The sequence below is a fragment of the Lonsdalea quercina genome (genome assembly GCF_900107885.1).
GTDB classification, from domain to species: Bacteria; Pseudomonadota; Gammaproteobacteria; order Enterobacterales; family Enterobacteriaceae; genus Lonsdalea; species Lonsdalea quercina.
In genome coordinates, this window is sequence record NZ_FNQS01000001.1 from 58,883 (window position 1) to 71,601 (window position 12,719).

9 protein-coding genes and 1 tRNA gene are annotated in these 12,719 nt (G+C 50.5%); 6 read left to right on the plus strand and 4 right to left on the minus strand.

Going from position 1 to position 12,719, the window contains the following annotated elements; translation table 11 throughout:
- The first annotated feature begins 7 nt into the window (after positions 1-7).
- Positions 8-3,409 (plus strand): TIM-barrel domain-containing protein, encoded by a 3,402-nt coding sequence (locus BLU64_RS00295; protein WP_026743036.1) that lies wholly within the window; start codon positions 8-10, stop codon positions 3,407-3,409.
- Between the two features lie 282 nt (positions 3,410-3,691).
- Here BLU64_RS00295 and BLU64_RS00300 read toward each other — a convergent pair whose 3' ends face one another.
- A complete protein-coding gene (locus BLU64_RS00300) occupies positions 3,692-5,623 on the minus strand; it encodes an oxidoreductase (protein ID WP_074727628.1) in 1,932 nt (643 codons plus the stop codon).
- 1,339 nt (positions 5,624-6,962) lie between these two features.
- Between BLU64_RS00300 and BLU64_RS17345 the strand changes: the two genes are divergently transcribed.
- Complete coding sequence (locus BLU64_RS17345; RefSeq protein WP_157755376.1) at positions 6,963-7,127, plus strand: hypothetical protein; 165 nt, start codon at positions 6,963-6,965, stop codon at positions 7,125-7,127.
- Between the two features lie 281 nt (positions 7,128-7,408).
- Here the strand turns inward: BLU64_RS17345 and BLU64_RS00310 are convergent, their stop codons facing one another.
- Positions 7,409-8,596, minus strand: a complete 1,188-nt coding sequence (locus BLU64_RS00310; RefSeq protein WP_026743039.1) for a YbfB/YjiJ family MFS transporter — start codon at positions 8,594-8,596, stop codon at positions 7,409-7,411.
- A gap of 111 nt (positions 8,597-8,707) precedes the next feature.
- On the opposite strand from BLU64_RS00310, the gene BLU64_RS00315 reads away from it, so the two are divergent.
- The 4 genes from BLU64_RS00315 to BLU64_RS00330 are packed head-to-tail and all read left to right on the plus strand — an operon-like array spanning position 8,708 to position 11,108.
- Positions 8,708-9,271: a TetR/AcrR family transcriptional regulator gene (locus tag BLU64_RS00315; RefSeq protein WP_026743040.1), complete on the plus strand. Its 564-nt coding sequence runs from the start codon at positions 8,708-8,710 to the stop codon at positions 9,269-9,271.
- Positions 9,272-9,973, plus strand: a complete 702-nt coding sequence (locus tag BLU64_RS17745; RefSeq protein WP_051625532.1) for an aromatic ring-hydroxylating oxygenase subunit alpha — start codon at positions 9,272-9,274, stop codon at positions 9,971-9,973. It begins immediately after the preceding gene.
- Between the two features lie 29 nt (positions 9,974-10,002).
- Positions 10,003-10,401 (plus strand): RHO alpha subunit C-terminal catalytic domain-containing protein, encoded by a 399-nt coding sequence (locus tag BLU64_RS17750; RefSeq protein ID WP_051625533.1) that lies wholly within the window; start codon positions 10,003-10,005, stop codon positions 10,399-10,401.
- Positions 10,402-10,445: 44 nt separating this feature from the next.
- Positions 10,446-11,108, plus strand: a complete 663-nt coding sequence (locus tag BLU64_RS00330) for a class I SAM-dependent DNA methyltransferase (protein WP_026743041.1) — start codon at positions 10,446-10,448, stop codon at positions 11,106-11,108.
- A 788-nt stretch (positions 11,109-11,896) separates the two neighbouring features.
- Here the strand turns inward: BLU64_RS00330 and BLU64_RS00335 are convergent.
- Together BLU64_RS00335 and pgsA are read right to left on the minus strand one after the other, a co-directional pair.
- Positions 11,897-11,972: transfer RNA gene (locus BLU64_RS00335), tRNA-Gly, on the minus strand.
- A 140-nt stretch (positions 11,973-12,112) separates the two neighbouring features.
- Entirely contained in the window at positions 12,113-12,661 is a 549-nt protein-coding gene (pgsA, locus tag BLU64_RS00340) for a CDP-diacylglycerol--glycerol-3-phosphate 3-phosphatidyltransferase (protein ID WP_026741056.1), read from the minus strand.
- Between the last annotated feature and the right edge of the window lie 58 nt (positions 12,662-12,719).

A 12,719-nucleotide genomic window follows, 5' to 3' on the forward strand; every position in this document is an offset into this window, starting at 1 on the left:
CAGCGTAATGATGAAAAATAGACAACTTCCCGCGTCGTGGCGTGCTTATAACACTTATGACTATGTCCCTGTGGACGATTGGTCCGTCGGCGACGACATTGAGCTTTATTCAGTTTACTGGGATGGCAAGCCGCATTCCCCCAACGGGTTTGACACGGACTGGACGATATATATTAATGCCAAAGCCAAACCGAAGTCCGACTCGACTACCGCCGAGCGTGACGTTTATCTCGTACTGCAGGTTACGTCCTGTGAAAAAAATGCCTTCCGGGTTCGGTTTGCACCTGCCGCCGCCAGCATTGACGACTACCCGGACAAGGTCTATGGGCCAATCGTAGTAGAACGTCTTGAGCAAATACGTCGATATGAACAGGCGGCTGGCTTTCGTCCCCTCCTGCGCTGGAATCGGGATGGCGTCAGCATCCAGTTGCGGTCTATTCAGATTCAGTTTTTACGAGACAAAGACGATTTACTGTCGATCCAAATCAAGCGGCTGTCAGACGGCGCGGTCACGGATATCTCGTCCGGCCCGCTATGCCACGCCAAACCCGGCGTCGGCACCGTGGCGAATATGAAGCGTAAAGCCGAGTCGGCGACGCACTACTTCGGTCTTGGCGAAATCGTGAACTACAACCTGACCGGAAAAAGTAATGCGACCGTTGGGCATGCTATCGAACAGTGCTACAGCTACAGCGGCTATTCCCTGTTGGATCACACCGGCTCACAGGTGACCTGCTACAACTATGACAACCTGTGGTACAACCAACCGGAAGTTTTCCCCATCAAAGCAGACTACAAGGATGCGTTCAAGGCCAATGCCAACATTCCGCTATACCTGAACGCCCCTTTTTATATCGAACGCGCCGTCGTGGAGGGGCAGCAGCAGTTTCTCGGTGTGTTCCTCGATAACACCGGCCAGAGTTATTTCTCCCTGAAACACCCCTCTCGCGATGCAAATGCCGTTGAGGCCGGGGTCCAACACGGCGAATTCGACTGCCACTATATGTTCGCTGAGCAAGGTTCAGGCGTCATGGACGCCTTCACATTCCTGATGGGCAAAGGCAATCTAGATGCGCCGAGCAAGCAAGAGATCACGTTAAACGATCGCGCGGTGATGCCGCCCAAATACATCTTTGGTTATTTCCAGGCCAAATACGGCAGCCCCGGCCTGCTGCGCCCCGATGATGTCAACGATCCGATCAAGGTCTACGTTGAGGATATCGTTAAGGGACACCAAAAAGCGGGTATTCCGATCGAAGGTCTAGGGATCGACATCGACATACAGGAAGACAAAAAAGTCTTTACCATCAAAGACAGCTTCTGGACGAAAGGTAAGGTGGACGAAGGGATCTCGGTATTCGATTGGGCGGCCAAGTTCAATCTGCAGTGCCAAACCAACATCACGCCGTTTATCCGCGCGGACAAGGTCGCCTATGACCCTGCGGATAAATCGAAGAAGCAGTATGCCACCGCTCAGGGGCTGATCGAAAAAGGCTATTGCGTCGCCAATGAAGGCGAGTCCAACATCCCCAAATTCCGTGGTCCGAAGCATGAGAGCGACTATCCGGGCCTGACGTTCACTCGCATTGGGGAGACTAACTACCCTGATCAAAACCTGCTGGTGCTGGATTACGGCATCAACGCGCAAACCGCCGAGCGCGACATGATTGGCGCGGTGGTCACCGACTACGGCAATCCGGATGCGGCGCGCTTTTGGGGCGAGCAGTACACTTATCTGCTGAAAAACGGGCTGGGATTCATCTGGCAGGACATGCCCGCACCGGACTCCATGCCTCACGTCGAAGACGGTAAAAATTTCGCGGATACGGAGGCGCCGCGTAACCAATTCGGTTGGTCTCTTACCGGCGAGCCGCCCAGCGACGACAGAAGGAGAACCAACACCTTCAACTGGCGCAGCTACCACGGTCAACTCCATTTGACCGATCCCCGCTTCGGGGACGGTCGTAAAACGCCTTATGTCGAACTCCGCAATTTCCATGCTTATATGCTGGCGAAATCCAGCTACGAGCATGGACTCAGCGCGCATGAAGATTTGCTTAAAGGTTACAAACGCAGCTATATCATCTGCCGCAGCGGCTATCCCGGTTTGCAACATTACGCGGGTCACTGGGTGGGCGATAACGCCTCGACCTGGCATCACCTGCAGGCGACGCTGCCCATGGTTCTCAATCTGGGGATGTCCGGCCTGCCGATTTGCGGTTCGGACGTTGGGGGCTTTGCGCCGGGCGAGGCGCCGGAGGATCCCACCAGCGTATTCTACGGCGATCAACACTGTCGCAATCATAACCCTATGGTCTATGACCGTTTAGTGCTGGGGCCAGACGACATCGACATCGGCGACATCTGCGAACACGAGCTGATGACCCGCTGGACTCAGGCCGCGTGCCTGCTGCCGTGGATGCGCAACCACTACGATGCGATGAAACCCTATCAGGAGATTTATCGCTTTAACGAAAAAGCGCCGGTCAGCGGCAATCGCACATTCGCCGATATCATGTCGGCCTTTGTCTGCTTCCGCGTGCGCTGGCATCATCTGCTGTATGACGCGATGTTTCAAAATACTCAAACGGGTATTCCGATTTTACAGGCGATGTGTTTATGGCAGGGCGACGACCAGATTTTCGATAAGCGCAATAAAGACGTACTGGCGACGCAGTGCTTTATCGACGGTTCTGTGCTCTATGCGCCAATCATGACGCGCAGTACTGCCGGCAGCGAAGCGGCCTACATGGCTGAAAAAGAAGTCTACTTCCCTAACGCGATCAAAGGACAGACGCTGAACTGGTACCGTTACCATGTCATCGAAGACACGGTAGATATCGCGAATCCCATCAAGGGGGGACAGCGCCTTTCCGTCAGTGCCGATATCACCAGCCTGCCGCTGTTTATTCGCGAAGGGGCAATTATCCCTGAGCGACATACGCAGTCCGATCTGCAGGCGCCGTTCAAGAATATTCAGGTAATGGATAAGTTCGAGCAGCCGCTGGTATTGGCGCTATATCCGCTTGGGGAGTCCGGCGAAGGTCACCATCAGCTCTACTGGGACGATGGCGGGGTAACCCGTTCGGCAGAACGGCAAGGGCAGTTCTCGGTGATCGATGTTCGCCAACGTCGCGTAAAAGGTTCGCTGGAAGTGAGCCTGACGCCGCGTAAGTATGACTATCCACTGCATGCTTTCGTCTATCTTCGTGTTCGCACAGACAAGCCTGCGCCACAGCGCTTAACCGTGGGTTCCTCCCCCCTCAGCGCGCGCGTTGATTCGACGGATGCCCTCTTCAAACATAATGGAGAAGCGGCCTATGTCGACCCGCGCGGTAGTCTCTGGATTAAAGTCAGAACCCGCGCGTTATCCGCAACTAATGCGTTGGTGTTGAATATCGCGTTCTAACGCATCAGATCTTATAACGGATAGGCCTCTCGCCTGTCCGTTATTTCTCTCCCCTCCACGCCCTTCGCCTCAACCTCTTCTCAAGCATCTGCTTTGTTCGGCAAGGCCATTCCAGGTATCACGACATCATGCCGTTCTCACGAACGATCAAAAAAGAGAGCCAAGAAAGAAATGGAACGAAGAGGAACTCACGGCGACAGATAAAATACGGGCCTTCCATTTAGCATGAAAAGCCCGTGTCACGAGTGTTACACGCCGAAGTTAATCGGCGCTGTGGTTCGGTTAGACCAGGCACATTCCCGCGTCGAAACCTTCACGCGCGGCCACCAGCGCATTGCTGGTTTTGACGGCGCCGCCGATGACAATCGGATCTTTCACGACCCCTTGCAGCTCTTCAGCCAGCTCTTTCACCGGCGCGTATCCCAGAGCGATAACGACCGTATCCGCTTCTAACTCCAGCCGTCCTTGCGCATTTTCAAGGATCACCTGATGTTCGCCGATTTCACATAATTTGGTGTTGGGATACTGCTTCACGTCATACTCTTCCAGCACGGACATCAGATGCAACTTGCTGACGCCATCCAGCTCCTGCAACAGACGGTCGCGCATTTCAACAACAGTCACCTCTTTCTGTTGCATGGCCAGATGTGCGGCGGTTTCGCCCCCTACTTCACCACCGCCCGCGATAACGACACGCTGGCCGGTGACCACGTTACCCAGCAGGACATCCTCAGCCAGCACCACGTGCGGCTGGTTGATGCCTTTGATCGGCGGAACAGCTGGTTTACCGCCGGTCGCGACGATGACGGAATCTGGACGCGCTTCCGCGACGAACGCTTTGGTCAGCGGCGTATTCAGTTTGATCTCCACGCCCAGTTTTTCCAGTTCCCGGCCCAGCCAGGCGGTGTAGGTCGCCAGTTCGCCTTTACCCGGCGGGAAAGCCGCAGAGCGGAACTGACCGCCAAGATAGCCGGTTTTTTCAAATAGCGTGACTTTGTGGCCGCGCGTCGCCGCCACGCGTGCCGCTTCCAGCCCCGCCGGACCAGCGCCCGCGATGAAGACGCGTTTAGGGCTGTCGACTTTGCTGTAATCCAAACTGTTTTCACGCGCCAGAGATGGGTTGACCAGACAGGTGAACGGCACGCCCAGCGGCAGACTGGCGAGACAGCCCTGCATGCAGCCGATGCAATAACGAATAGACGCCACATCGCCCGCTTTCGCTTTGTTGGGCAGATGCGGATCGGCCAGCGAACCACGTCCCATCGCGATGAAGTCAGCTTTGCCCAACGCCAGAACGTTGTCCGCCATACGCGGATCGTTAATGCGATTCACGGTGATGATGGGCATATTCACCGTTTTCTTTAGTTCTTCGGAGAAAGAGACGGCCCAGGCATGGCCCACATACATCGGCGGCACGGTACAAGCCTTGTTGTGATCGCCATACACGCCCATGGTCATATGCAGAGCATCCACGCCCCACTCTTCGAAGATCTGCGCCAGCACGCGCGTTTCAGAAATATCGCGTCCGCCGAGGAAACCTTCGTCAGCGGAAAGTCGGATGGTGACCGGATAGTCCATCCCGACTTCTTTACGCACCGCCTGATAAATCTGTTTCAAGAACAGAATACGACCATCGAGATTACCGCCGTATTTGTCGGTACGTTTATTGGCGTAAGGCGATAAAAATTCGGCGATCAAATAACCGTGGCCGGCATGGATTTCAACACCGTCGAACCCCGCCTCTTTTACCCGGCGCGCGCAGTCGGCGAATTCCGATACCAACTGCTGAATTTCATCGATACCCAGTTCCCGGGGCATTTCCTTTAACGCAGGACACGGGATTGCGGAAGGCGCCACCGGCTGCACACCGCCGTTCACATGCTCTGACGTCTGGCGGCCTGCGTGGTAAATCTGGCAGAAGATTTTGCTATCGTATTGATGGATGGTGTCGGTGAGTTTACGATGGCTGGCGATTTGCTCATCGCGCCATAATCCACCAATGTATTTACAGCCCATCGCATTTTCGTTGATGGCGTAGTTCTCGGTGATGATCAGCCCCCAGCCGCCCTTTGCTTTTTCTTCGTGATAGGCGATATAACGGTCTGACGCTGTACCATCGCTATGACACAAGTTGGTGACCATCGCGGGGACAACCAGCCGGTTAGGAATCACGCACTGATTAATCTTTTCGGGTTGAAATAATTTTTTGAACATATTTTATATTTTTCCTGCTAATGAATATAAAAGATATTATTCTAATAGCATCAGAAATGCCTTTTAAAAAATATCGTCCTCAGATTTCATTATAATAATTCATGTCATTTCTAAACAATGACTATCTATTAATACCCATCCCAACATTGAAGCATGTCAAAATAACCCTAGAAACAGGGCCTGACTTTAAAATAAATAAAAACAAAAAAGATAATAAGATGTTTGGTAAATGGAGATAATGTCGTTATCGAATTGTGTTGGATAAATAGGAGGCAATTAGTCAGTTGCAAATATCATTCGGGCGATAACTATTCAGCTTTCAACATCACAGCATTATTCGACCCTCGCGTTAACTGTAATAGCCTGCAATGTCTGTAAATGGCGTTTCAACTTCACGCTGTCAGGCTTGGTACACACCGACGGCACAACATGCTGCTGCTCCACACGCCCCGTCACTTACCGCGTCGCCCGCGTACATCCTGTCCAACACTCTGATTTTGATCGCTGTTCAACAAGGCCGCTATAATGGCGGCTTTATTCCGTAGGGCATTATTTTTCCTGATAATGATGATTATATTGCTCGGCGGGAAGTGATCGCCTTTAATGACGTAAAGATCGTCGTCGGAACCAGCGCATGAATTATCCGTGTCGTGATACGGTCCATAATTCGCTGCCTTGTGACCTATTTGACCTGATCACTACTTAGCCATTTTTATTCTTTATTTTAATTTACTCTGAAGAGTTGCGAGGTGATTATCCATTGTGAGGTTTTTGTGAAGCTTTATATCTTATTTTCAAACAAGCACGAAATAAATACAACCGTGGCTTTAGCGCTTATTTCCCTGAAATATCATTTATCAACGTAATTTTGACAGATTTTCGTCACCCTATTCACTGTGAATGTTGCCAATCTGGTGTCGTTTTTTTTCCGCTATAGCGGCTGCCGTCACCGTATCGTATTAATATTTCCTTCGCGCTTCTTCGCTGTAGCGCTGTGCTCTGGATGTTGTTTTTATTGGACTATCAGTTGTGTGAGATCTGGTAATCAGCGCCGCTATTTATGGGAGAAAATTTAGTCGACCACGGCACTCTAAACGAATTTTTGATGCGCTGTGCGGTTTTGATCTTACGGCACCATCCAATTTTCCCGGCCTGCACATCCGCCGTGGAAATAATGCCGGGCAATGCTATGCCGAGGGCGGCTATGAGAGCATCGCCGAGGCCTTGTTCAAGGACACGCGGAGCTTTGACCTTTATTCTCTGGAATACGATGACCCTCTTTCGGGCAGCGTTGACCCCTGGCCCAGGTTCCCGATGGCAAAGGATCACTCTTGGATTAGTGTCGACCCAACACCCGGCTCTGGAGGCTAAAGAGCTGCTCAAGCCGCGTATAAGCGAAGCGACCCGTTTTATCCCGCTCGAACGCATTGGCCTTTCACCTCCATGCGGATTCGCTTCAACCTGGGAAGGCAATCCGCTGACCATGGCAGACCAGACCCAATAACTACAGCTGCTCCGCGAGGTGGCGGAAGAGGTGCTGCAGGCGCCTGCCAGTCAATCCTCCTCGGACTAACAAAAAACCAATGAATGGATGGGTAGCCCCTACAGGAGGACTATCGTCTCCCATCTATTTTTAAGCCCATAGGATATGAAAATGTCTATGGGCCGTTTGGTTTTGTGTCTCGGATGGTCGGGTTACAGGTACTTATATTGATTGGTTATGCAACTTTCTCGAAATCATAATAAACAAAGGTTTTAGCCAGCAAACTCTGGCTGAATTGTAAGTCATATCGCATGGTTACCTAAGGCGCGAGTGGCATTTTTGCAGGCCAGACAAGGGGACAATGCCACTAAAGCCGCCAGATTAAACACGAAAGCTTGCCCATAAACGCTCGCAATAATACCGCTCACCGTAGGTCCCGCCGCCGCGCCCGCGGTAAAGAGTAAAAACGTCACCCCAAATCCCATTGAGGGACGATGTGGGAAAATGGCCATACTCCATACCCCTAGAAGACCGGTAATGAATATAAACGCTGCGCCAAAAATTATCCCTGAGGCCAGCACCAGCAGGATTATATTGGGAAACAAGCCCAGGATAGCGAGCGCAATCGAAATCGCCACCATGGTCAAAACAAGTACGTGTCCCAGCCCCTTATTGTTAACCGCATCCCCCGTCAGCGCTCCCAGAAATCCAGAGAATCCGGTGACCATCCAAAATAGCAAAGCAGGATCTTTGATTCCCCAGGCTCCCGGCAAAGAACGACTCAACGTTTCAACAGAAAAGGTCCAGTAAATGGCAGTGACAAACCCCGCGACGATAGCAACGGAATAAAGCGGCAAAGCCGACGGAAAAACCAAATCGCGAAGACGGAAAGCGTCAGCGGTAAGAGACGACGCTTTAGTCTGATGGAATACCCTTTTTGCTGGCGCAAGCCAGGCGGCCAATCCACCAAATACAATCGCGCAGGCGGAGAATAACCACCAGGCGTATTGCATTGAAACCGAAGTAAAAGCAACAAGCCCGGCCGAAACAATTATCCCTGCCCCCGTGCCGGAATTCATTATTGTGAACAGGCGATTTTTTTCCGTGCTGTTGGCAACAGCCGTCACCCAGTCGGACAAAGCAGGAAAAATAATCCCCGGACTCGCGCCCGAGACAATGACGCCGATTGCCAACATCAAAGTCGAAGAGGCTTGCGCGACGATGGCTGTCCCCAGCGCCGCACAAAAAGCGCTGGCGATAAGCATCGATCGAGGACCAAAACGACCGGAGCCCCATGACGCGATAAGCGTCGCAATCAGATAGCCCGCGTAAGACCCACTACCTATTAACCCCTGTGTCGTTTTATCCAGGGAGTACCGATGAATAAACTGAGGGAGATAAAGGCCATATCCATAGCGGGCCATGCCAAACGTCACTCCGACCAACGCGAGGCCTGAGAGTGCAGTAAGTATCAACTTTTCTTGTTTCATTCTACCTCGAGAGGGTTTAAAATTGACCGATAATATACAACAATGTATATATTTGAACAAATGATTCAAGGGACATATCGATAAGACCTTGTCCAGATGGAGTAGCCGGGAATGATTCAATACAAAACAATAATTGCGCAAAAAGCGAGTGACCTGCTTCACAAGAGAGGGTTTTCTGATGTGTCCGTGGGAGACATTCTTGAGGGTAGCGGCGCTTCGAGAGGCACTTTTTATAAATATTTTTCGGATAAAGAAGACGTAGTATGCGCGGCGCTTGAATTCAGGGACCAGGAGTTCCGGGATTTTATCGACAGAGTGACAGCGGAACAGAACACCGTGACGGGTTATATCGACGCGCTGTTCGGAGCCCTCCTGTCCTGGCAGCACATAAATGGCTGTCACGGTTGCTTATTCCAAAGCGCTTTAACGGAATACCAACATTTGTCAGAACGCGTAAAAGCCATCGCCAAGGCGCACAAGCAGGCATTTATCCAGCAACTCACGGATTCGTTAACCATTTTGGGAGTTCAACGCCCCGATCACGCCGCATTGACCGTCGCATTGTTGATCGAAGGGGCCGTTGCGCTTGGAAATTTCTTCGGTTCGGAAGCCAACATTCAGCAGGCCCGCGACGCAGCGATGGAACTTGTAGTCAACCAGAAGGAGGAACCCTAGATGTCTACTCCACATATGGATTCGTTAAGAAAAACTCGGTCATCGCTCGAAAAGACGTGTGATAAAGCGATAGGACTACCGTCCGCAAGCTATAGAGATGAAGATTATTTCAATCTGGAAAAGCAGGCCATCTTTAATAAACGATGGATTTCGATTGGATTCGCTAGTGATGTCCCGAATCCTGGCGATGTATGGCCTGTCGAAATCCTCGGAAAATATTTATTTGTAATACGTGACGGAAATAAAGTTCGTGTGTTCCATAATTTTTGTCCACACCGCGGAACCTTATTAGTTAAAGGGCAAGGAAAAGATATCAAAAAATTTGTTTGCCCATATCATTCATGGTCGTTCGACTTAAAAGGGAATTTAATCAATGCGCCCAATAATAAAGACTGTATTAAAACAGCCTTTCATTTGAATGAGGTAAGGTCAGCCATTTGGAATGATGTGATATTTATTAATTTTGCCGCAGATGCCCCCGATCTGGATAAGTTCATCGAACCACTGAACCACCGTTGGAAAGATTTTGATTTCAGTCAACTTCATCCCGGTGGTGAAATGACTTATGATTTCCCAGCAAACTGGAAACTCATTACTGAAAACTTTCTAGAGTGCTATCACGTTCCCTCGGTTCATCCCAGACTAGCTACTTACTCTAAGTTTAGAAACAGATATCCTATTTATTTCGATGAGGATTTTTAGGTCAGGGAAGTCGGGTTTATAAACCTGAGGTGACTGAATTCGAGTTACCCCGTTGGCCGGGAGTCTCCGGTAAACTCGAGTTTCAGGCTGAATATGTTGCGATATTCCCTAACACGCTCGTCGGCCGCATGCCAGACCATGTTTTCATCTGGACGGTGACACCGCTTTCCGCACAGAGAACCCTTGAACGTCTGAAATTTTATTTCATCGGTGATGATGCGACGCATAGCCGGTTCGCAAAAGATCGAGAAGCCACGTTGAAAAGATGGAAAGAAGTCAATGATGAAGACTTTGAAGTTGTTTCTCTGATCCACGCGGGAAACCGTTCTGAAGCTTTTTCTGGGGCACGTTTCATACCAGAGCATGAAAAAAACATTTATTTCTTTCAGAAGTTGGTTCTAAAGGAAATATTAGACTGCGTTGATTAACAGCCTATTTCCGAATTGGACTCACTAACAATGAGGAGCTAAAAATGAATAATCCCCACGCATCCATTCATTCATCCCATTTACTCAACGGGAATTCCGGTAAACTCAAGGATTATTATAAAAGGTGGGCCATACGATACGAAAAGGACGTAAAAAACGAGCACTACAGTGGGCCGGGAGTGATGGCAAGTATTACCTATATGACCTGTTTATCTTTTCTCGAAAAAAGTCCAGAACAAACACGAATACTGGATGCCGGTTGTGGGACAGGGCTGGTCGGCACCGCGCTTGTCAACAGTGGATTCAAAAATATAGATGGTCTTGACCTGTCTGAAGAGATGGGAAAAATCGCTGCTCAAACGAAAAGTTACAAAAATATTTGGACCGATATCGATCTCAGCAAAGAAATGTCTCACATACCGCCTTCGCCACTGGATCACATATCCTATGACATTATTGTATGCTGCGGCGTTTTTACACTCGGACATCTGGAACCTACCGCGCTATCGACGCTTCATCGTTTCGTAGCAAAAGATGGCTTTATAATCGTTAGCACCCGTAAGAGTTATCTTGAACAACATGACTTTGAAAGAACCACTGAAGGCTTACTCCAGCAGCGGTATTTCTCCTCTGCGATATGCATACCGAATGCGCGATATATCGGCGAAGAGCGCGCGCATTACTGGATCTTTCAAGTGGATAAATAGCGTTAGGCTGGATAGATTAACCCTGCCTGTAACTGAATACGATGCTAAAATCAGCGTCATTATCGTTCCCTCTATCCACTCCCGCCTATTAGCAAATGCCGGCATCCACCGCCGAATTTAGCGCAAGACGTCAAGAATATGCGACGGCTCAACGTCAAAATCGGCAGACTATTTAACGGCAATAGAACCTTTTAGACAATGAGGTGGTTAATTTGCAACCGCGCACTTTGCGTCCGCGTTTAGACTCCTCGCTTTGAAGTCACGCTATAGGCGAAACACTCTAATAATGGTATTTTGCGCCGCAGCGCTGGACTGTCGGCGGTAGCAACGAAGATCGTTACCCGCAGCCAACTGCGCACATAGTTCGTCGCGCTGCTGGCGCGCCTGTTCCAGGTCAGTGCGGAGAAAGTATCGAGCGATGTGCGCTGCCATTTACCCGACGACGAGAAACGGAAGTGCCATTTCTTGGCACTTCACCGGTCACGAACAGTGACAACCATCGGTATCGCTAAATGTTAGAGCTTTGCTGGAGGTTCGTGTCGGCTACGACATCGGTTAACATTAGGGGTCAGCCACCTGCTGGGTGAAGAGAAATGTACCGCGCACAGGGAAGCAGCTCAGCAAACAATCCGCATCGATAACGCACCCGATTTTCGTGTACTGATTTGTGTACTACTTCGGCGTGGTTGACGGTGGTGTTCAGTGGGTTTATCTGGAGGCTTAACAGGACGATTGCCCTGTTTAATCAGAGAGCTACAGACGTTGGTGGCTGTCTATAGAAAAGAAATTGGAGCGGGAAACGAGACTCGAACTCGCGACCCCGACCTTGGCAAGGTCGTGCTCTACCAACTGAGCTATTCCCGCATAACCGACTGACATCGTCGGCTGACGTGACTAACAAGCCATGCTTGCCGTCGATGCGTTGCATTCTACTGACCTAACGCGATGAGTCAATGAAATTATCGGCCAGGATGACTCGCCCGCTGTTTTTTACGCCAGCTCGATTAATGTTCGAACAAATCGTGCCGTGACGCGTTCAAATATTGGAACATCGACCAAAACGTTAACACCGCAGCCACGTACAACGCCGCAATGCCAATGCCTTCGGCCAGGGGTTCGGGACGCCACAGCAGCGCGAACAGCGCCAACATTTGGGCCGTGGTTTTTACTTTACCGATCCAGGAAACGGCCACACTGCTTCGCTTTCCAATTTCCGCCATCCACTCGCGCAGGGCGGAAATGATGATTTCACGCGCAATCATCGTCGCGGCAGGTAGTGTAATCCACCAGGAGTGGTAATGTTCGGCGACTAAAACCAAGGCCACGGCCACCATCACTTTATCCGCCACCGGATCAAGAAAAGCCCCGAAGCGTGTCGTCTGTTTCCAACGCCGGGCCAGGAATCCATCAAACCAGTCAGTGACGGCCGCCCCAACAAAAATAACCGCGCATGCCAGAGGTGCCCAGGCGAAAGGAAGATAAAACGCCAGCACAAAGAAAGGAATTAATGCAACGCGAAACAGGGTAAGCCATGTAGGTATATTAAATTGCATAGTTCTTTTGATAACTGTCTGGCCGGAGTGGGTATTGTGAGTATGTTGCTACATTGTC